The organism is Niabella sp. ZPM-14 (assembly GCF_055693045.2).
Window position 1 is genome coordinate 4,021,387 of record NZ_CM181148.1, and the last position, 22,403, is coordinate 4,043,789.

A 22,403-nucleotide genomic window follows, 5' to 3' on the forward strand; every position below is an offset into this window, starting at 1 on the left:
AATATCTGTTTCTATTTTGGATATAGTTCGCCTATGTTTAAAGTATTATTTCTGATTGAAGTCCAAAATTTAGGACTATTATTTATGTAATCTAAAAATTCCTTTTGAGTATAATTTCTGACGATGATAAGACTTTTTAATCCCTCCGTTCCCTTGTCTAAATAAAGTTCTTTGAAATATTTTTGTTGAAGCAAAGTGTCTTTTGTTGAAGTTATTTATCATAAGCTTCCCAAAAATTATGAATGTCTTTTGAAACAAATTCTTGTTTGAAGTCTTGTGCAAAAATGAAGTTTGAAAAGATAAAAAAGGGTCAAAAAATAATTTTTCATTTGTTCAATTTTGGTGTCTGTTTTTTTAGCATTGCCGCTAACCCTCAAATATACGCAAGTTTAAAAAAACCTTAAACAACCTGTCTTTTTGATAGGAAACACTTGTTCCCAACAGTTTACGCGCAATAAAAACTGCCGAATTTTGTATTATTTTGTTTCAAAACGGTAACCTGATGAATATCAAATGCGCAGATGGGAAAGCTCACTAGTACGCCACGAGAAGCGTGCAAAGACATTTTTAAAATGCCATTAAACTGCCTGACATCAATAAAATGCAGTAAACGAAAATTATCTATTTTGCGTCGATCCCTTTCAGCGTTTCGATTATAACTTATCCTATAAATACCGAACCCGCGTTGCGCAATCAATAACGCGCAAACCTTAACCCCCAAACTTTAAACCCTAAACCCTTCAACCACCTTCACCCACCATTCAACCTTCCGCGAACAAACCGATGCCCTATATTGTTAGTTCATGGGCTGCCGCGCCTGTAAGGTGTAGCCGCGCCCACAGCGGGGCCGGAGCGAAGCGGAGCCTGGAAGGGGCGGAACTGCAGTTGGTAGATGTTCTGCTGCTGAGAGCCCCAACAGTCAATTTAAAGCATTATTTTCGCAGCATATGACGGAGTTACCTGTTACCACAAGAGTGAAGAAACCTGATTGGCTACGTGTCAAACTGCCCATTGGGGAGGAGTATAAGCACGTGCGCGGCCTGGTGGATACGCATAAATTGCATACCATTTGCGAGAGCGGCAACTGCCCCAACATGGGCGAGTGCTGGGGCGCGGGCACGGCTACTTTTATGATCCTGGGTAATGTCTGCACCCGGAGCTGCGGATTTTGTGCGGTGGCAACAGGAAGGCCCCTGCCGGTGGATTATGACGAACCGCAGCGCGTGGCGGAAGCGATCTTTTTGATGAAAGTGAAACATGCAGTGATCACCTCGGTGGACCGCGATGAACTGAAAGATGGCGGTGCGCAGATATGGCACAACACGATCAAAGCCGTGAAGACGCTCAATCCCGGCACGACCTTGGAAACGCTGATCCCCGACTTCAAAGGAAAGAAAGAAGATATTCAAACGGTGATGGACGCCGCACCGGAAGTGATCTCCCATAATATTGAAACAGTAGAGCGCCTCACCCGCCAGGTGAGGATCCAGGCCAAATACTGGCGCAGCATGGAAGTGATCCGCACCCTGAAGGAAGGCGGCATGCGCACCAAAAGCGGCATTATGCTGGGCCTGGGCGAAACGAAAGAAGAAGTGGTGCAAACCATGCAGGACCTGAAAGACAATGGCTGCGATGTTGTGACGATCGGTCAGTACCTGCAACCCACACAAAAACACTTACCCGTACAGCGTTTTGTACACCCGGATGAGTTTGCTTATTACAGGGACGCCGGTTATGAAATGGGATTGGACTATGTAGAAAGCGGCCCGCTGGTGCGTTCTTCTTATCACAGCGAAAGGCATGTATTTCCCGGCCTGGGAAGAAAGGAGTGGGAGCAAAGCAAATTGGCGGTGTACGAGGCGAAGGGTTGATTTCCCGGATCAGCTTCAAATAGTTAAACCGTTAAGGCGTCCGGGTGGTTAAGTGCTGTTGTTTCTTAATCTCCTGATGGACGTTCCCTCAAATTACGTCGCGTTTCATTAACAGATCAGTTTGTTCGTCGTTGCCCAGCTTGAACACGTGCTGATCAAAGACGGTAAAGCCATTCTTTTCGTAGAAGTTGATGGCCCGCGTATTGTGTTCCCACACACCGAGCCAGATATAATCCAGTTGCTTTTCTTTCGCCAGCTGCAGCGCCTTCTGATAGAGTTGTTGTCCTATTTTTTGTTTGTGGAATTCCTTTAAGACATAGATCCGCTCGATTTCCAGGCTGCGATCGTCCCGGAGCTCGGTTTGTGCCAGACCGAAGTTTAGTTTGATATATCCGGCGATGACCGTGCCAAGCGTGGCGAAATAATAGGCCGTGTGCGGATTGTTCAATTCAGTAGTCAACCGATCGATGGAAAAGCTATCGGAAATATAGCGGTTCATGTTCTCTTCCGTATTCACTTCTGAGAAAGTATCGCGGAAAGTCTGTATGCTAATGCGTTGTAAATGACCGATATCTTCTATTGATACGGGTCTGATGTTTATCTGTTCCATGTTGTTGCCATGTAATGAAGAATAAGAAACAGTGTTCGGGTTATTAAAGGCCGTCACGTTTTTCAGGCTGCGTTACGGTCCAGTGCTCGTTGTCCATTGCTTATTGTCCATTGTCCATTGCTAATTGCCTATTGCTCATTGTCCCTTGCTCGTTGCCTATTGCTTATTGCCTATTGTTCGTTGTCCATTGCTTATTGCCCATTGTCTATTACTCATTCCCTCCGCCAACAGTCCTTCCACATCCAATCGTTTCGTATACATATCCAGAGATCCGTCTGGCTTTGCAGGCCATAACTCTTTGGGTCTGTCCCAATACAGCTCAACGCCGTTTCCGTCGGGATCATCCAGGTAGATCGCTTCCGATACGCCATGGTCCGCGGCGCCGGTGATCGGGTATTCAGCGTCGATCAGTCGTCGGAGCGCAATAGCGAGATCCTTCCGTGTGGGGTAAAGGATCGCCGTGTGATACAGGCCAGGCGCGGTTTCCGGCGCACGCTCGCCGCCCAGGCTGTGCCAGGTGTTGAGACCAATATGATGATGATAGCCGCCCGCGGAAATAAATGCGGCCTGTGATCCGTAAAGCGTTGTGATCTGAAACCCGAGCAACCCCACATAAAAGTCCAAAGACCTCTGCAGATCCGACACCTTTAAATGGACATGCCCGATACGGGTTTGTGATGGAATGGTATAATTGCTCATAATTGAGGAGGAAGACGGAAAAAGTCCGAAGAAGACCGAGGTCCGAAGACGGAAGAGGTCCGAAGACGGAAGACGAAAGAAGTCCGAAGACGGAAGACCGAAGTCCGGAGAAGGTTAAAGAAAGATGGATGACCGATGGTCGAAGCGCTGAAAACTTTCAACAGAGGCCCCTGATCTTTCGACTTCTGACCTCCGACCTCCGACCTCCGACTTTCCGACCGCTCTCTACTTCTCCCAGACCAGTGCACTTGCGCCCAGTATGGCTGCATCCGCTTCCTTCAGCTCGCTGAATACCAGTTTCACTTTATTCTGGAAGATCGGCAACAGGTTCTTCTCCATATGTTCTTTGGTCGGCTTCATGATATAATCGCCGGCTTTGATCACGCCTCCAAACAGGATGATCGCCTCGGGAGAGGAGAACATGATAAAATTAGCCAGGGCTTCGCCCAGTATCTGGCCGGTGTACCGGAACACTTCAAGAGCAATGGCATCGCCTTTTTCAGCAGCTTCGTAGACGGCTTTTGAATCCAGCAATTCTTCCGGCACCGCATTCAGGATGGAACCAGGGTTCTCGGCTCTCAGTTTTTTAGCGGTAACAGTAATACCCGTAGCGGAACAATAAGCTTCGAGAGACCCGTGAGCCCCGGTGCTGTAGTGCTTACGGCCGCCGGGGCGAACTATAATATGTCCCAATTCGCCTGCAAAGCCGTCGTGACCGTACACCACCTGACCGTTGCACACAATGCCGCTTCCCACCCCGGTGCCCAGCGTGATCATGATAAAATCTTTCATGCCGCGCGCGGCTCCGTACATCATTTCACCCATGGCCGCCGCGTTGGCATCATTGGTCAGGGTACAGGGAACGCCAAATTTCTGGCTGATCATATCAGCGATCTGGATCGTGCCTTTCCAGGGTAGATTAGGCGCATATTCTATAGCGCCGGTGTAATAATTCCCGTTGGGGGCGCCTACGCCGATACCTTTTAATTTATACTCCTGTTCGAATTTTTCAACCAGCGGTTGAAGCGCAGTGTATAGGGCTTCTACATATTCGTCAATCGTCGGAAAAATGTCTGTTTTAATATCTCCTTTGTCAAAAATCAGTCCGCGGTGATTTACTAATCCGAATTTGGTGTTCGTGCCACCAATATCAATGCCGATCACCATTTCCCTTGATAAATCGTAAACGCCCATGTGTCTTTTTTATTTTTATTAGTTCTTGTATAGCAAAGAACCGATAATGACCGAAACCTCATTGATACTGCAAAGCGTATGAGTTTTTTTCATTAAAGGTTACTGAAAGCAGGTGCAATATTATAACAGATTTATTAATGACCGCCACTAACTTTTACGTCGTAGTCAATTCCCTGCTGTTTTAAGACCGCTTTTGCCCTTATAGCATAGTATGCAAGATATGCAAAACACGCAACACCCGTGAAATACGAGAATTGGATGCCCAGCAGGTCCGGCGATGCCAGGTAGCCCTGGAGCAGGCTGATAAAGCCGCCTCCCATGATCATTAATATCAGCAAGCTGGAGCCTTTGTTTGTGTGTTTTCCCAAGCCGGCGATAGCCAGAGTGAAAATACAGGGCCACAGGGTAGAGCAAAACAGTCCCACGCTGATGAAGGCAAACACGCTTACCATGCCGTCCGCGAAAATACCGATCAGCAGCGCTACGATACCCATGCAGCTAAAGATCAGCAGCTGGCGGGCAGGATTGCCCTTGCTCAGTACATCACAGATGATCAGTGCAACAATGATCAGCGCATAAATAGGGAACGGAGTAATGTCGTGATTGGCGATCTTGTTGACAATGAGGAAAACGCCAAATGCGATATACGGCATCAGGAAGCGCAAAATGCTTTTTGCACCTTTTGAAAGATTAAAAGCTCCCACGGAACCAGTCCATCTGCCAATCATCAGGCTCGCCCAGAACAAAGAAACAAAGGGTGCGATCTTATCAGTAGACGTGTTTAAGTGCTCCTTCATGAACTCGGGCAGGTTAGCGGCCGTGCTTACTTCCACGCCTACATAAACAAATATGGCAATCATACCCATAACCAATTGGGGATAGCCCAGTGCGCTTGGTTTGTGGGCCACTTTTACGGCATTTTCGCTTTCTTCGTCTGCGATCTCGTCCAGGTCTATCTTGTTAGGCACAGACGAGAATTTAAAGATAAGCGCTACTACAATGAAGGCCAGGCCCAGGATCAGGTAAGGCACTTTAATACTTTGAATATCGGCATGCGTGTTACCGGCGGTAGCGGAACCAAAGATGGCAAAGCTGACGATCAACGGACCGATGGTCGTACCGAAATTGTTGATGCCCCCGGCCAGGCTCAGGCGCTGCGATCCCAGCTTAGGGTCGCCCATGATGATGGCCAGCGGGTTGGCAGCAGTTTGTTGCAATGAAAATCCCAGTCCCACGATGAACAATCCGGTGATGAAAAGAGGGAAAGAGGCGGTCTCTGCCGCAGGATAAAACAGCAGGGTGCCCAGGGCAGAAATGATCAACCCGACAGCAATACCATTCTTATAGCCCAGGCGTTCCAACAGGTCTTTTCCGATCACGCGGCTGATCAGGAGGAATATCAGTGATCCGATAGTATAAGCCACATAAAAAGCGAAAGCAACCAGTTGTGATTGCCATTGTTCCAGGTGTAACTGCTCTTTAAAAACAGGTATCAAGATGTCGTTGCTTGCGGCAACAAAGCCCCAAAAAAAGAACACTATTATTAGTGTTCCAAACTGAGACCACTTAGTGGTTTGAGTAGTCATTTCAATCGTTTTAAGTATTGCCGGTAAATGTAAAAAGATAAACCGTAACTAAAAATTTTAAATTGAAACGAATGTTTTTTGTTTTATATAAAATATCACTACTTTTAAGCGAAGCAATTATTATTTATGGAAATTGTTCATATATCGGCAGAGTGTTATCCTATGGCGAAAGCAGGTGGTTTGGGAGATGTGGTAGGGGCACTGCCCAAATATCAAAACGAGTTAGGCCATGTTGCGAAAGTGGTGATGCCCATGTACCGTACCAAATTTCTATACGATAACGAATGGGAGTTGGTGCACGAGGGCGGCCAGGCTTTAGGTAATCATTGGTTCAAGTATAGCGTCATTAAAGAAAAGACCAACAAGCTGGGCTTTGACTTATATCTGGTAGATATCAATGGCGTGCTGGACCGGGAGAAGATCTATGGTTATGATGATGACACCGAAAGGTTCGTCTCTTTCCAATTAGCAGTTTGTGATTGGATGAGTCGCTGGCAGCACAAGCCCGACGTGATTCATTGCCATGATCATCAGGCAGGCTTTATACCTTTCTTTTGCAAGCACGTATATGCTTTCCGTTACCAGCTGGCGGATATACCCACTGTATTTACGATTCACAACGGTCAATACCAGGGCCAGTTTAGCTGGGATAAGTATTACCTGATCCCCGCTTATGATACCTGGAACTGGGGCTACCTGGATTGGAACAACGATATCAATCCCATGGCTTCCGCCGTCAAATGTGCCTGGAAGGTGACGACAGTTAGTCCTAATTATATGGAAGAGCTGCGCCAGTCGGCCGCGGGGCTGGAGGCGTTGTTCGAGTATGAGCGCGGTAAATGCACCGGTATCATTAACGGGATTGATACGGAAGTATGGGATCCGGCTACGGATACTTTCCTGGTAGAGAATTACGACAGCACTACCGTCAGCCAGGGAAAAGCTGCTCATAAAAAAGAACTCACGAAACAATTTGGATTAGACCCGCAACGGCCACTGATCAGTTTTATCGGCCGCCTGGTGGACGAGAAGGCAGCGGACCTGCTGCCGGAGGCCATCAGCCAGTCGGTATACCAGTATGGGGGCAAAGCGTCTTTCCTCATTTTGGGCTCGGGCAATCCCTATGTAGAGGCGGCGCTGGCCAATATGAATAAGACCCTGAAAGGTTATGTCAATACCTATATAGGTTACAGCGAGTCGCTGAGCCACCTGATCTACGCCGGTTCCGACTTCCTGTTGATGCCAAGCAGGGTAGAGCCATGCGGGCTGAACCAGATGTATGCGTTACGTTATGGAACCATCCCGATGGTGCGCAATGTGGGCGGGTTAAAGGATACCGTGCTCGACTACGGGGAGCCCGGAGGTTTCGGCATTACGATGGAACAGTCGAGCGTCGGCGATATTGCCTATTCAGTAGGACGCGCTATTGATCTGTTTGAAAACAAGCCGGGACAGTTTGCAGAGATCAGGGAACGCATTATGGCGATTGATCACAGCTGGACTACATCGGCCAGGCAATATACAGATCTGTATGCATCTTTGAGGTAGACCGAACCGGTACGCCTTTATTATTAATAACATCCTTCAATTTGTATTATCAAAAGCTCTCAGCCTTAAAATGAAAAAACTTTAAATATATATCTTATGAGTATTTCGCAGGAAGTAATTGCAATGATTTTAGGAGGCGGTGCTGGAACAAGGCTTGCTCCATTAACAAGCAGCAGGTCAAAGCCTGCGGTACCTATCGCAGGTAAATACAGGTTGGTTGATATTCCCATTTCCAATTGCATCAATTCAGACATCAATCGCATGTTTGTGTTGACTCAATATAACTCGGCTTCGTTAAACAGACACATTAAGAACACTTACCGGTTTAGCGCTTTCAGTACCGCTTTTGTTGATATCCTTGCTGCAGAGCAAACACCCGACAATCCGGCCTGGTACCAGGGCACGGCCGATGCCGTTCGCCAGTGCCTGCGGCATTTATCTGCTTTTCCAAGCGAGTATGTCCTGATTCTCTCCGGCGATCAGCTGTATCAAATGGACTTTAATAAGATGCTGGACAATCACAAGGCCTGCGGAGCGGATATTTCTATCGCAACCATACCGGTAGGGGATCGCGAAGCGCCGGAGTTCGGTATTTTGAAGGCGGATGAAGAAAGCCTGATCAGCTCATTTATTGAGAAGCCATCCCGGGACATCCTGCCGGAATGGGTAAGCGACACGGGTGCGGCCATGCAACAGAAAGGCAGGAATTATCTTGCTTCCATGGGTATCTACATTTTCAACCGTCAGTTACTGCTCGACCTGTTGCTGAAGATTCATCCGGACGCAACGGATTTTGGTAAGGAGATCATACCTTCTTCTATCAGCACCTACAAGGTGGCCAGCTATCAATATGAAGGCTACTGGACAGATATCGGGAACATCTACTCGTTCTTCGAAGCGAATCTGGAGCTGACAGCTGACATACCGGAGTTTAATTTATTCGATAATACAAAATCAATTTATACCCGTCCGCGCATGTTGCCGCCCGCTAAGATCAGTGGTACGACGCTGGAAAAAACAGTGATCGCCGACGGTTGTATCATTAACGCATCGCGCATTGAACATAGTGTGATCGGCATCCGGTCCAGGATTGGCTATGGATCCACTATTGTGAGTTGCTACATTATGGGCAGCGATTATTATGAAACGATCGACGATATCAACAATGATCAAAATAAAGGTGTGCCGCCGATTGGGATTGGCAAACGCTGTTATCTTAAAAACTGTATCATCGATAAAAACTGCCGCATCGGCGATGATGTGCGGCTGAATGGCGGACCTCATCTGGCCAATGCAGAAACGGATCTGTATGTGATCAAAGAAGGCGTGATCGTTACAAAAAAAGGCGCCGTATTCCCCAATGGATATGTAGTTTAAACGTTACATCAATCAGATCAGGATACTGTCCGCCTCCAATTTGGAGGCGGTTTTTTTTGCTAGGAAATGAACGGGGTAAAGCTCCTGTAAATATAAATATTTATAAAAATGTATATGTTTTTAATTAAATATAATATATTTGCTATTGATTGCAGCCTGATATCCGATGCCCGGCTTCCTTTAAACGCATCGTTCACGCTAATTAAGAAACGCTAAAACTTGATCTATGGAACTAAAGTTATACCCTCTTGTATGGGCTATCGCGGCAACATTATTTCATGAACCAGTTAATCTTGCTGAAGCACCTGCGTCCAACATGTATATCGATCGCTCAGTCGCCGGTTCGTTTAATCGTTTGCAGGCTTCCCCGGGTTTTCAACTGGTTACCCATGGCCGGCCAGGAGAACTTTTTATCCAGGGGAAATGGTGCAACGAAAAAGAAATCGCATCGTTCCTGAAACTCCAACTGGACGGAGCTTCAAAAGAGATGCATCATATCAACATATTCGGTTGTGAGTTTGCAAAAGGCGAGAAAGGAAAAAAAGCAGTTGCGTATCTCGAAAGGGAAATGGGTACAACGATTGCTGCTTCAGATGATATAACAGGTAAAGATGGGGACTGGACGCTTGAAGCAGGCTTGCCGGTAGTGATCAAAGGCATGGACGATTATGCATTTAATCTGCAGTGTACTACTTGTACGGCCACCGCGGGAACCGCTCACAATCAGGACATGGACCAGGATGGTATCTGTAATTCAGATGATGTTGACGATGACAACGATGGCATATCGGATGTAGAGGAACAGGGGAGCCGCGCTTACTTTGATGTAACCGAAATAATTCGAAATTCAGTACCTCCCAACTCTGAAGATAATACAATTACTAATCTGGATGTAAGCAGTGCGCTGGGGTTGCCGCCGGGAAGTGTTATAATAAACGGAGAGAAAATCAACCGGAGTGCTGGTCCGCTTCACGTAGATGCCATCGAAGAAAACAGCATATATACCATATCAGGTAATGTGCCTGTATATGTGCGTGGCATACATGGAGGTAGCATAGCTGCTGAGAAGAGGGACGCGGTCCGGTCTTACGACGGCAATGTCTACACACTGACATCAACCCTGTCGAGTGGTTTTGTTAGCGGTAATTTCACAGACGGGAACGGCCGCGTCGTGTATTACGTCGAAAACCAGCAGTCAACATTAGCCACCAATGTGGAAGATTTCAATTGGGTATCTAAAGATTATGTTACCAAAATGGGATACTTCACCACCAGTGGAAATGATAATAGTGCCTACCGGTTGGAGATGGGCTTTTACCGCGATACCGATCAGGACGGTGTTCCCAATCATTTGGATCTGGATAGTGATAATGATGGCATACCTGATGCGATAGAAGGTTGTGGCAACAGAAATGTGTCATTAACAAATTGCCGGTTCCCCAATCATTCGACACAAAGTGGTAATTGCGGGGCCGCGCTCACTTCGGAAGGTGTCGCTCCCTGCACTGATGCTCCCATTGATACGGATGGAGATACCTTGCCTGATTACCTGGATCTGAACAGTGATGGCGACGGTTGCAGCGACGCAGAAGAAGCGCGTAATATGTCCGATAATGTAAATAAGACTGATTCCAGCTACACGGCCGATAACGCCACTGACGATGGATTGACAGACGCCGGATGCCACGTACCTCCCGATGACAATTGGATCACCAACGCTGATGACTGCGCGGCTGCGCTACCAGTCATCTTCGGAGGGGTGAGTGCGCGGATAAAGAATGGTCTCCTGCAGGTGAACTGGGAAACGTTGAGTGAACGGTCGGTGAGCAGCTTTGAAATCGAAGTATCAAAAGATGGAACCAATTTCAAGACGATCAGCACTACGCTTAGCAAAGCGACGCAGGGCTTCTCAGATGCTGCTATTGTGTATTCGGAAGAAGTGCCTTTAAGCAGCCTGAGCTGGCTGGGGGCATCGCTGTTGATCATGTTCGCAGGATGGACACAGCGCAGACGCAAATGGAGTTTACTACTGGTTGTTTCAATCGGGTTGGCCATCACCGTTTACAGTTGCTACAAGACCGATAACCTGCAGATGAATAAGCAGGACAAGCTGTATGTGCGCGTTAAACAGGTCGACAAAGATGGAGGCATGAGCTACTCTCAGGTGGTAGTCGCTGTGGTAAAATAAGTGATCGCATTCTGACCTGGGTAACAAAATCAATCCTTATGACTGCAAAATAGGGTATCAAAAAAGAGGTTGCCATTTATTTCGGCAACCTCTTATCGTATCAATGCTTTTGTGTATTAATCAGCGCCCACCGGCACGGTTTGCACCATCTTCTTGGCTACCGGTTTTTCACGGTAAATGGCAGGCGACCATTTAGGCATCTGCTCCATCTTCTCTACCAGCACCGCATTAAAGTAGTCGTCTACGCCATTCAACACTTTGAAGTTGACCGGTGTTCCGTCTTTATCAATGATAAACTCTACCTGCGCGTACACTTTAGTGACGCCATCGGGGAATGCAGGAACCATTTCCTTGCCCAGTTGCTTCAGGTAAGCGGCATAAGCTTCTCCGCCGCCGGGAAACTCCGGCCATTTAGCTACGGCGTCGGCCACAAAGTCGATCTTCCTCACTGTCGGTTTGTGATTGCTTTTGGGCCGAACCTTGGGCTGGAACTTCGGCACTCTGGGAAGTGCGTCGTTGATCACATATTCACCATTATCCTTGATCATCACAATAGGGATCTGCTTATACTTTTCAAAATAATCAAAGGCGTCTTCCATCTTGCCGGCAAAATCTTTCAACTGCGGGTTTTCCTTCGTTAATTTTCCCAGATATTCATAGCTCTTCTTCACATCATACTTGATAGGGAAGATATGAACAGGAATAAAGTCGAGGCCCACCGATTTACTGCTGGCCGTCAGCACGTATAGTTCATCGATCTGATCATCTTTAATGGGAATACAACCCACGGTGGCGCATCCGCCGTGGATATAAATATCGCCGCCGGGTTTAACCGGATCGCTCAGTACCCTATCTGAAGCGTTGGGATAGTTCAATCCCAATGAGAGATAATAGGAGCTGTTCGGGTTGAATTCATTAATATGATAAAATCCTTCCGGCACCTGGTAATCCCCTTCAAACCGTTTGGGGCCGAGGGTACCCACCAGCGCACAAACCTTATAGATCTTTAATAATTTGTAAGGTTCCTGTACCGTGTTTTTCACCCACACTTCCAGCTGGCTGTCATACTTGAACGAGCGGATATACATGTACCGCGCTGGCCACTTCAGGTTCTTGGCTTCAAACAATGCTTTTAGGTTGGCCTCCTTGCGTGCAAAGGACTCACGCGGCCGCTGAAAACCCATCTGATAAGTGACAAAGGACGCGCTGGCTGGTAAGTTGACAGAAGATGTCTGCGCCCCGAGTGGTAAACAACCTGTAATAATAAGAATGATCGAAAGAATATTTTTAATCATCATCGATAATATTGCCCGATTTAAGAAGTTAGAAACGAAACACTTGTGTAATAGTGCCCCTTGACCAATACATGCAAATTTAACTCATCTGCAACAAAAATTGTCTAACTAAATGTTATAAATGAAAGCGCTTCCAATCCGGTACACGCCTATCTTTGCGCCATGCAAAAAATCGGAATTTTAGGCGGTGGCCAGTTGGGAAGAATGTTGTTACAGGCAGCAGCCAATTATCCTGTGACAACCTACATTTTAGAAAGCGATGAAGAAAGCCCCGCCGCGCATCTCTGTCACCACTTTGTAAAAGGCGATATCAGGAACTTTGATGATGTGTATCGCTTTGGAAAGGAGCTGGATGCCATTACGATTGAAATTGAGAATGTCAATATCGACGCATTGGAGCAGCTGGAAAAAGAAGGAAAAACTATTTTTCCGAAGCCATCCGTGCTCCGCACGATTTGTAACAAGGCCATTCAAAAGAAATACTACACCGAAAATAATATTCCTACGTCGCCTTACTTGCTGACGCATAACATGGCCGACCTGTCGGATAACCTGGATTTTTTACCCGCTGTTCATAAACTGGCAGAAGGTGGCTATGACGGCAAAGGGGTGCAGGTATTGAACGAGGAGAAGGATATCACCAAAGGTTTTGACGCGCTGAGCGTACTCGAAAAGAAAGTCAATATTGCCAAAGAAATTGCCATGATGATCGCCGTGGGCATCGATGGGAAAATGGCGCTGTACCCACCCGTCGAAATGGTATTTGACCAGGACCTCAACTTACTCGCTTACCAGCTTTGCCCTGCCGGAATCACTGAAGAAGTGCATTTCAAAGTGGAGGCCGTTGCCCTTGCCACTATTAAGAATTTCAAGTCGCCCGGTATTTTCGCCGTCGAAATGTTTGTAACGCCGGAGGGAGATGTGCTGGTCAATGAAACCGCCCCACGCGTTCACAACAGCGGCCACCACACGATCGAAGCGCATTACAGCTCTCAGTTTGACATGTTGTGGCGGGTGATGCTCAACTATCCTTTGGGTAGCACCGAACCCATCATGCCTTCCCTGATGCAAAACATCATTGGGGCCGAGGGCCATAGCGGAACGGCTCACTATGAAGGCCTTGAAGAAATGTTGAAAATTGAAAATGCGTTCTTCCACATATACGGAAAGAAAACAACCAAGCCCGGTAGAAAGATGGGACACGTAACGATCATCAGCGATGAAAAAGCGGATCTGTTGCATAAGGCCAACCGTATCAAGCATAATCTGTCGGTGATCGCGAAATAAGAACGATAACCAAAGCGATCGTCCGTATGTTGCTCCCCGCCCGGCTCCGCGTCGTTGCTCTCCGGCTGTTTGGCGTGACGAAGTCTTGAAAGAATACATTTCTGTTAGCTCCGACCGGATGATGATCCGGGGATATAGCAGGAAATTTCATTTTTTGTCGTCATATGTTCGGTACCCGCTTCATTTCAAGGATTAACAATATTGGATGATCTTAAAACCTGTATTCCCCGCTATCCTCAGTATAGCGATTGCCTCTTTTTTTGCCGCCTGCGGATCAAAAAAGGAAACGCCTAAAGGCCGGCCGGCGCAGCAGCGCAATGCCCCACAATTAGAGGGCTACATTGTGACGGCCGAAACCTTTGCCGAATTGATAGAAGTGCCCGGATCCATCGTGGCCAATGAAGTTACCGAGATCCGTCCGGAAGTATCCGGGAGGCTGGTACGGTTACATATTGCCGAAGGTAAAACCGTTGCCAAAGGTGCTTTGCTTGCTAAAATCTACGACGGTGACCTGCAGGCCGAGCTTAAAAAGCTGGAATCGCAGATGGCAATTGCTAAATCCAATGAAGGTCGCGCTTCCCGGCTGCTGGAGATCCAGGGCATCAGCCGCAGCGATTATGATGTGACCTTGCTCAATCTTAATAATATCCGCGCTGATATCGATGTCATTAAGACGCAGATCTACCGCACCGAAATACGGGCGCCATTCAGCGGAAGGTTAGGTCTGCGGAATATCAGCCCCGGTGCTTATGTAAGCCCTGCCGATGTGATTGCCACCATCAACCAGGTCAATGAATTAAAACTGGATTTTTCTATTCCCGAAAAATATATCGGCCTGATCAACGTAGGTCAGAATGTCAACTTCACGGTGCAGGGTAGTGACCAGGTGTTCGCCGCCGGGGTATACGCTACCGAATCCAATGTGGGCGTTACCAACAGGAGTCTGCTGGTCCGTGCACGGGTATTCGGAAAAACTGCGGGTCTTGTTCCCGGCGCTTTTGCCAAAGTGAAGATCGGGTTCACGCCCAACAACAATGCCCTTTTCGTTCCCTCCCAATCGGTGGTGCCAACGATAAAAGGTAAGCAGGTTATTCTCTATCAAAGTGGAAAAGCTGTCTACCAGGATGTAGAAGTTGGTGCCCGCGATTCCGCGCGTGTCGAAGTGATCAGCGGTCTCAAAGAGGGCGATACGGTTTTGACCACCGGTATTATGACCACCAAACCGGGCACGGCCATCAAGCTGAACAAAGTGCGCAAGGGAGAATAATGCACTGATAAGTAGTTCGTGCAGGAGCCCGTCCCGTAAAGCCAGGTGCCCTTTGTAAAAAAGAAAATCCCAGATGCTTCAATGAATATTTCTGAATTAAGTTTACGAAGACCGGTGTTAGCGATAGTGATGAATATTGTCATTATTGTCTTCGGTATTATTGCTTTCAAGTTTTTGGGGGTGCGGGATTACCCGGCGATCGATCCGCCCAATATCGGCGTCCGCACCAGTTATTCCGGTGCCAATGCCGATATCATTGAATCACAGATCACCGAGCCACTTGAAGAAGCGATCAACGGTATTCCCGGTATCAGGAATATTGAGTCCACCAGCAGTGCCGGTAGCAGCAGTATCAATGTGGAATTTGAAGTGGGTGCGGATCTCGAAACAGCGGCCAACGATGTGCGCGACAAAGTGTCTGCTGCGCAGCGTCAGCTTCCCGACGATCTGGATGCGCCATCTTCCGTTAGTAAGGCCGATGCCAGTGCAGAACCTATCCTTGCCATGACCGTGCAGAGCGACACCAAAAACCCGATGCAGCTAACCGAATATGCCACCAATGTCCTGGTAGACCGGTTACAAACGATTCCCGGCGTGAGTAGTATTGACACCTGGGGTGAAAAGCGATTTGCGATGCGCCTCTGGCTCGACCCTAATAAAATGGCGGCCTTTGACGTGACGCCAACAGAAATTCAAAATGCGCTGCAGCGGGAAAATATTGAACTGCCTTCGGGTAAATTATCCGGAGAAAGCACTGAGCTGACCATCCGCACTTTCGGGAGATTGGATACGGAAGAAGAGTTTGCCGATATTATCATCAAAAATGTAAACGGCGCAGACATTCGTGTGAAGGACGTAGCATCAGTCGTGCTGGGCCCCGAGAATGAAGAGACCCAGTTGAAAGAAAGTGCCATTCCTATGATTGCGCTGGCCGTGATCCCGCAGCCGGGTGCCAACTACGTGGCCATCTCCGATGAATTTTATAAAAGGATCGAAAGCATTAAAGAAGAAGTGCCAGCCGATATCAAGCTCAACATCGCGCTGGATCAGACAGAATACATTAAGAAGTCGATCACAGAAGTGGAAGAAACGCTTTTCATCGCCATCGGGTTGGTGGTGCTGATCATTTACCTGTTCTTCCGGGATTGGATCCTGTCTATCCGTCCGCTGATCGATATTCCTGTGTCGCTGATCGGTGCGTTTTTCATCATGTACATTATGGGTTATACCATCAACGTATTGTCCCTGCTGGCGATCGTGCTGGCAACGGGGTTAGTGGTAGATGATGGTATCGTGGTCACGGAAAATATTTTTAAGAAGCTGGAGCAGGGGATGAGCAAGCGCAAAGCAGCCCTGGAGGGATCCAAAGAAATTTATTTCGCGGTGATTGCCACGTCTATCACGCTTGCAGTCGTGTTCCTGCCGATTGTATTCCTGCAGGGATTTGTGGGACGTTTGTTCCGCGAGTTCGGGATCGTCGTGGCTGGAGCAGTGATCATTTCCGCGTTCGTATCACTTACGTTAACGCCTGTGCTCAACGTATTTGTTTCTAAAAAAGATGTTCATAAAAAGTCCTGGTTCTATAAGAAGACGGAGCCTTTCTTCGTGGGTATGGAACGCGGCTACGAGCGCAGCCTGAAAGCCTTCATGAAGGTCTTCCTCACGGTTCGCTCGCGCCATGTGCATTGGCTGGCGTGGACATTGGTGCTCGTTTGTTTTGGTATCATCTTCCTGATCGGTTCCAATATTCAGTCAGAGCTGGCGCCCATGGAAGATAAAAGCCAGTTCAGGCTGAGCCTGACGGCCGCAGAAGGCACTTCCTTTACCGCCATGGACCGCTACGTAGATCAGGTGTCGCAGTTTATTATAGACTCTGTTCCTGAACATGAGATCGTGCTTTCCATGGCGGGGTCCCGGAGCAGTGGCGGCGTGAATGGCGGCTTTGCCCGGGTGCGCCTGGTAAAGCCCGGTGAACGGGAGCGAAGTCAGAAGGAAATCGTTGAATATGTCAATAAAGGTGTGTCCAAATTCACTAACGGAAGGGCCTTTGCGATACAGGATCAAACCATACAGGTGAACCGCCGCGGCGGACAGGCCGTACAATTTGTGTTGCAGAATAACGACTTTGCGAGGCTGTCCGAAGTGTTGCCGACCTTCCTGGAAGAGGCCAACAACAGCGACGTATTTCAGCAGGTAGATGCAGATCTCAAATTCAACAAACCGGAACTGCGGGTGCATGTGGATCGCCTGAAAGCAGCGCAGCTAGGCGTTTCCATTGCCGACGTATCGCAAGCGCTTCAAACGGCTTACAGTAATCAGCGGCTGGGCTATTTCACCAAGAGCGGTAAGCAATACCAGGTAATGGCACAGGTAGACCGGATCAACCGAGACGATCCTGACGATCTGAAAAAAATATTTGTAAGAAACAACAGCGGACAGCTTATCAGCCTGGACAATATTACCAACTCCGTAGAATCGACAACGCCGCCATCCATCTATCACTTCAACCGCTACAAATCAGCTACCATATCTGCCGGACTTACAGAAGGGCATACCGTGGGCGACGGAGTTAAAGAAATGGAGCGCATTGCACAAAAAGTATTGGATGATACATTCACTACCTCATTGACCGGTACGGCCCGCGACTTCGCGGAAAGCAGCAGTAATACGAGCTTTGCGTTTTTGCTCGCGTTGGGCCTGATCTACCTGATCCTGGCGGCGCAGTTTGAAAGTTTCCGGGATCCGTTTATTATCATGATCACCGTGCCGCTCGCGTTGGCCGGAGCGCTGCTGTCATTATGGATCTTTGGACAGACACTGAACATCTTCTCCCAGATCGGTATGATCATGCTGATCGGGTTGGTCACCAAGAACGGGATCTTAATTGTAGAATTTGCCAACCAGAGCCGTAAGAAAGGAATGGAAAAAAACGATGCCGTGCTATACGCTGCAGGTCAGCGTTTACGGCCCATCCTGATGACCAGCATGGCGATGGCCCTCGGCGCGTTACCAATTGCCTTGTCCCTGGGCGCCGCCGCCACCAGCCGGATACCGTTGGGTATCGTGATCGTGGGAGGAATTATTTTCTCGCTGATATTGACATTGTATATTTTGCCTTGTATCTACAGTGATATGTCTTCCCGGAGAAAGCGAAAAGAATTTGAAGAGATGCTGGAAGAGGAGCAGGGGCAGCATCCGCATCCTGCCATCACGCCGGTGCAGGGTTAATTGGATTGACGGTTGTAGTAATTTTAGTTAAAGAATCGCATGCGCATTACCATTTTAATTATTGTTATCAGTTTCATGATGGGCAACGCGGTTGCCGCTCAGCGGGTGCTGACGCTTGAAGAGGCCATCGCAACGGCTTTGCAGAACAATTATGATATACAGATTGCCCGGAATGACTCACTGGTCGCGGCGATCGACTACAGCTACCGGAATGCTGTTTTTCTTCCGCTCGTGAATGCCGATGCGACGCGCACTTTCAATAATAATAACCAGCGCCAGACATTGGCCGATGGCACGGAGCGCAAGTCTAATAATATCCGCTCCAACAATCTTCAGGCCCGCATTGGACTGGATTGGGTGCTCTTTGATGGGTTCCGGATGTTCGCCACCAGGGATAAAGCAAGGGTCTTGCTGGAAGCCGGTTCCTACGCCGCCAAAGAGCAGGTGGTCAATACAGTGGCGCAGGTAGTAAACACCTACTACAATATCGCCCGCCAGCAGCAGCTGGTGCGCGCTACAGATGTGCAGATCCGGCTGAATGACGAAAGAGCCCGGTTGGCCAGTTATAAACTGGAGATCGGAAGTGGCGCCAAGCCGGATGTATTGCAAAGCAAAGTGGATCTGAACGAACAACGTGCCCTGAAAATGCAACAGGAAACGCGGATCGAACAATTGAAACAGGAACTGATACAAGCGATGAACAGTAAAGTGCGGGAGCATGAGTTTGAAGTGCCCGACACTATTCCCTTGAATCCCTTCATCGCGCTGGGAGATATACAGGATGGTATCGAAAGAACGAACCCTTCGCTGTTGAGGGCGCGTACCAATATCGACGTAGCCAAATACACGCTGAAAGAAACAAGAGCCGGATTGTGGCCCACCATCTCGTTTGGGACGGCTTATAATTTTAACCGCACGATTAACGGAAGGGTGATCAATAATTTCTCGACCTTGTTTAATCAACAAAATGGTTTGAATTATGGTTTTACCGCTAGCGTGCCGATATTTAACCAGTTCTCCGTCAGGCGGCAGATCAGGCAGGACCGGCTTTCTGTCAACCTCCAGGAATTGAATTATGACAACCAGCGGTCATTGATCTACTTATCCGTTATCAATGCATTCAAGGATTACCAGCAGCAGCAGAAATTATTAAGACTGGAAGAGGAGAGTATCGAACTCGCCGAAGAAAATGTCGGGATCGTATTTGAGACCTATAAACTGGGTGCTGCCACCCTGGTGCAATTACGGGAAGCGCAATTGAGCCTGGCACAGGCCTACGACCGGTTGATCGACGCGCGGTATAATCTGAAAGTTTCAGAAACGGAGTTGCTGAGGTTGAAAGGCAATATTGTCAGATCGACCTATTGATCCTCTTTTTCGACGTAATCCGGCAGCGCGCCTTTTCTGAAGGTAAAATGTCGCTGGGCCAGGTAGCTTATAACGATCACGATAAGGGTAGTTGCCAGTTGTGCGAAGGTTGGATAAACATGCAGCACTTCCACCGCCAGCTTCAGCAATACATAGTTTAACACGAGGTTGAACAGGCAGACCAGAAAATAGCGGAACATCTGAACATGCCCCCTGATCCGGCTGTCATCAAACACCACATATTTCATCAGGAAAAATCCCCAGAAAAAAGCGGCTGTAAAAGATATGATCAATGCGGCGGTGTAGGATTCGAGCGCATAAAACCCGAGATCCAGGTCACGCGTACGGAGCACATAATGATAGGCCACATAAAAGACCACCAGGCCAAATATCGTGTTGGACACGCCAGACACCGCATACCGGAATGTTTGTAACGGCATTAACCTTTTAACCGGGGGATAAAAAAAGTCAATGATGGGTAATATGACGTTCCTGGCTTTATAAAAATGTTGCCTCATCTGGCTGCGAAGATAGCTGTAAAGACGGGAAGTCGGAGGTCCGGGGTCAGAGGTCTGAAGAAGTAGCATGGTCGTGTTATTGGTGTCGATACTACGATGAACCATATGCGCTTGTTGGCAGTCTTTCGGGACTTTCCGACATCCGATTTCCGACCTCGGACTTTAGGACTATCTTTGCACGAAAAATTACAGACAGTATGAGCATTGTTGCGGAATTGAAACCGGTTATTGTTGCTGCTTTAAACGATTTATATCAACAGGACTTTAAGGAAGATGCGGTGGCCATCAATATCACGAAACCTGAGTTTGAAGGTGATTATACATTGGTATTGTTTTCTTTTATCAAACAGTTGAAAAAGAAGCCGGAAGATCTCGGCGCAGAAATAGGAACGTATCTCGTGGACAAGCATCCACAGCTGGTGACGGCCTACAATGTGATCAAAGGGTTTTTAAACTTATCCGTTAATGCCGGCTATTGGAAACAATTCCTGGAAACACATTTCAACCAAAAGAACCAGGCGCCTTTGCAGCAGGAGGGTAAACAGATCATGCTGGAATATGCGTCGCCCAATACTAACAAACCACTGCACCTCGGGCACCTGCGCAATATATTCCTTGGCTGGAGCGTTTCTGAGATCTTAAAAAAGCAGGGAAATGCGGTTTTTAAGAGTTCCATTTCCAACGACCGTGGTATTCATATTTGCAAATCGATGGTGGCCTGGCAACAATTTGCCAATGGGCAAACACCGGAAGGAGCAGGCATTAAAGGCGATCACCTGGTAGGTGATTATTACGTGTTGTTTGGCACAAAGCATAAGGAACAAATGGCCGGGTTGATCGAGGGTGGGATGAGTAAAGAAGAGGCAGATAAAAGCACGCCGATCATGAAAGCTGCCCAGCAGATGCTGGTAGAGTGGGAGCAGGGCAATGAAGAGGTAATGGCGCTGTGGAGGCAGATGAACGGCTGGGTGTACGAAGGGTTCAATAAAACCTATGATCGGATCGGTGCTGACTTTGATAAAAACTATTATGAGAGCCAAACCTATTTGCTGGGTAAAGAGTTTGTACAGGAAGGACTGAAGAAAGGCGTGTTCTATCAGAAAGATGATGGTAGTGTGTGGATCGATCTGACTTCTGAAGGACTTGACGAAAAGATCGTACAGCGTAAAGACGGCACTTCTGTTTATATCACACAAGACCTGGGCCTGGCCGATGAGAAATACAAAGATTTTCCCTATGATGAAAGCATTTATGTGATCGCCGATGAGCAGAACTATCACATGAAGGTATTGAAGCTGATCTTACAAAAGCTCGGAAAGCCTTATGCAGACAGCATTCATCACCTGAGTTATGGATTGGTGGAACTGCCGAATGGCCGTATGAAAACAAGGGAAGGCACGGTGGTCGACGCTGATGACCTGATCAATGAACTGGTGAAAGTGTCTGCTGCTAAAACAGAAGAGCTGGGGAAGGTGAGTGGCTTTGCGCAGGACGAGTTGAACGAATTGTATGAAACGATTGCGCTGGGCGCCCTGAAATTTTTCCTGCTGAGAGTGGATCCTAAAAAGCGAATGGTGTTCAACCCCGAAGAAAGCATCGACTTTCATGGGTTTACGGGACCTTTTATTCAATATACACACGCACGCATCCGGTCCGTGTTAAGGAGCGAAACCATTAACGAATCCGCAATATCAACGGATCTGCTGCCACTGGAGAAGGAGCTGATCTTTTTACTGGAACAATTCAACGTCACTATTCACCAGGCAGCGGCTGAAATGAATCCTTCGCTTATAGCCATTTATGCGTTCAATCTGTCCAAGCTATTCAATAGCTTTTACGCAGCTCACTCTATCAGGAGCGCAGAAAGCGAAGAGAAGAAACAGTTGCGGTTAAAGATCTCCATGCTGACGGCAAATACCATTGCCGAAGCGATGAGGTTGCTGGGCATTAAAGTACCGGAGCGGATGTAAAATATGGGGTGGCCTCTCTTCCGAGCTTTCCCTGGACGGGGGCGCGGCATTAACAGCTACCTTTTCTCATTTTGTGAAAATATCGATCCTATTCGCAAATTTCATATGAATGTTGCGATTTCATTCGCAATTTTTATATGAATTTTTCGATTTCATTATAATCTGGCTTATTTTTTTTCAGGTATGATCGACCGCTTGCAAGAAAATATCATCGTTAAATACCTTAAAGATAAAAAAGCCCTTATCCTGATGGGGGCGCGTCAGGTGGGTAAAACCATCGCACCGTCTTTTTCTTCCAGGTTATCTATTTCCTGTGGCGCATGGGTACGCCAGAAATATCTCTTTGCAATCCTGTTGTGGTTGTGATTAAATTTCAGGAAAAGCTTTATCGATGCTT

At 47.7% G+C, this 22,403-nt stretch carries 16 protein-coding genes; 10 read left to right on the plus strand and 6 right to left on the minus strand.

Features of this window, described 5'->3' with window-relative positions:
* Positions 1-947: 947 nt before the first annotated feature.
* Positions 948-1,871: a lipoyl synthase gene (gene lipA, locus ACU37H_RS17135; protein WP_472704809.1), complete on the plus strand. Its 924-nt coding sequence runs from the start codon at positions 948-950 to the stop codon at positions 1,869-1,871.
* Between the two features lie 88 nt (positions 1,872-1,959).
* Here lipA and ACU37H_RS17140 read toward each other — a convergent pair whose 3' ends face one another.
* The 4 genes from ACU37H_RS17140 to ACU37H_RS17155 form a co-directional block, all read right to left on the minus strand.
* Positions 1,960-2,481 carry a GNAT family N-acetyltransferase gene (locus tag ACU37H_RS17140; protein WP_472704807.1) on the minus strand — a complete coding sequence of 174 codons (522 nt, stop codon included), beginning with the start codon at positions 2,479-2,481 and terminating at the stop codon, positions 1,960-1,962.
* 156 nt (positions 2,482-2,637) lie between these two features.
* Positions 2,638-3,180: a VOC family protein gene (locus ACU37H_RS17145; RefSeq protein ID WP_472704805.1), complete on the minus strand. Its 543-nt coding sequence runs from the start codon at positions 3,178-3,180 to the stop codon at positions 2,638-2,640.
* A 225-nt stretch (positions 3,181-3,405) separates the two neighbouring features.
* Positions 3,406-4,374 (minus strand): ROK family protein, encoded by a 969-nt coding sequence (locus tag ACU37H_RS17150; protein WP_472704803.1) that lies wholly within the window; start codon positions 4,372-4,374, stop codon positions 3,406-3,408.
* A 134-nt stretch (positions 4,375-4,508) separates the two neighbouring features.
* On the minus strand, positions 4,509-5,960 hold the full coding sequence (locus ACU37H_RS17155; RefSeq protein ID WP_472704801.1) for an MFS transporter: 1,452 nt from the start codon (positions 5,958-5,960) through the stop codon (positions 4,509-4,511).
* A gap of 126 nt (positions 5,961-6,086) precedes the next feature.
* Here ACU37H_RS17155 and ACU37H_RS17160 point away from each other — a divergent pair, with 126 nt between their 5' ends.
* The 3 genes from ACU37H_RS17160 to ACU37H_RS17170 all read left to right on the plus strand — a co-directional run bounded on the left by ACU37H_RS17160 (position 6,087) and on the right by ACU37H_RS17170 (position 11,073).
* Positions 6,087-7,508, plus strand: a complete 1,422-nt coding sequence (locus ACU37H_RS17160) for a glycogen synthase (protein WP_472704799.1) — start codon at positions 6,087-6,089, stop codon at positions 7,506-7,508.
* A gap of 96 nt (positions 7,509-7,604) precedes the next feature.
* The gene (locus ACU37H_RS17165; protein ID WP_472704797.1) at positions 7,605-8,885 is read left to right on the plus strand and encodes a glucose-1-phosphate adenylyltransferase; all 1,281 of its coding nucleotides are present in this window, start codon (positions 7,605-7,607) and stop codon (positions 8,883-8,885) included.
* 226 nt (positions 8,886-9,111) lie between these two features.
* Positions 9,112-11,073, plus strand: a complete 1,962-nt coding sequence (locus ACU37H_RS17170; protein WP_472704795.1) for a DUF4347 domain-containing protein — start codon at positions 9,112-9,114, stop codon at positions 11,071-11,073.
* Positions 11,074-11,189: 116 nt separating this feature from the next.
* Here ACU37H_RS17170 and ACU37H_RS17175 read toward each other — a convergent pair whose 3' ends face one another.
* Positions 11,190-12,371: a L,D-transpeptidase family protein gene (locus ACU37H_RS17175; protein ID WP_472704793.1), complete on the minus strand. Its 1,182-nt coding sequence runs from the start codon at positions 12,369-12,371 to the stop codon at positions 11,190-11,192.
* 159 nt (positions 12,372-12,530) lie between these two features.
* Between ACU37H_RS17175 and ACU37H_RS17180 the strand changes: the two genes are divergently transcribed.
* From ACU37H_RS17180 to ACU37H_RS17195, 4 genes are all read left to right on the plus strand, one after another.
* Entirely contained in the window at positions 12,531-13,655 is a 1,125-nt protein-coding gene (locus ACU37H_RS17180; protein ID WP_472704791.1) for a 5-(carboxyamino)imidazole ribonucleotide synthase, read from the plus strand.
* 205 nt (positions 13,656-13,860) lie between these two features.
* Positions 13,861-14,922, plus strand: a complete 1,062-nt coding sequence (locus ACU37H_RS17185) for an efflux RND transporter periplasmic adaptor subunit (protein WP_472704789.1) — start codon at positions 13,861-13,863, stop codon at positions 14,920-14,922.
* A gap of 81 nt (positions 14,923-15,003) precedes the next feature.
* Positions 15,004-18,150 carry an efflux RND transporter permease subunit gene (locus ACU37H_RS17190; protein ID WP_472704787.1) on the plus strand — a complete coding sequence of 1,049 codons (3,147 nt, stop codon included), beginning with the start codon at positions 15,004-15,006 and terminating at the stop codon, positions 18,148-18,150.
* 39 nt (positions 18,151-18,189) lie between these two features.
* Positions 18,190-19,518, plus strand: coding sequence for a TolC family protein (locus ACU37H_RS17195; RefSeq protein ID WP_472704785.1), 1,329 nt, complete (start codon positions 18,190-18,192; stop codon positions 19,516-19,518).
* On the opposite strand, the gene ACU37H_RS17200 is transcribed toward ACU37H_RS17195, so the two are convergent.
* The gene (locus tag ACU37H_RS17200; protein ID WP_472704783.1) at positions 19,512-20,141 is read right to left on the minus strand and encodes a GtrA family protein; all 630 of its coding nucleotides are present in this window, start codon (positions 20,139-20,141) and stop codon (positions 19,512-19,514) included. The genes ACU37H_RS17195 and ACU37H_RS17200 overlap by 7 nt on opposite strands.
* Positions 20,142-20,233: 92 nt before the next feature.
* On the opposite strand from ACU37H_RS17200, the gene argS reads away from it, so the two are divergent.
* On the plus strand, positions 20,234-22,006 hold the full coding sequence (gene argS / locus ACU37H_RS17205; RefSeq protein ID WP_472704781.1) for an arginine--tRNA ligase: 1,773 nt from the start codon (positions 20,234-20,236) through the stop codon (positions 22,004-22,006).
* Positions 22,007-22,189: 183 nt separating this feature from the next.
* Positions 22,190-22,372 carry a hypothetical protein gene (locus ACU37H_RS17210; protein WP_472704779.1) on the plus strand — a complete coding sequence of 61 codons (183 nt, stop codon included), beginning with the start codon at positions 22,190-22,192 and terminating at the stop codon, positions 22,370-22,372.
* The last annotated feature ends 31 nt before the right edge of the window (positions 22,373-22,403 follow it).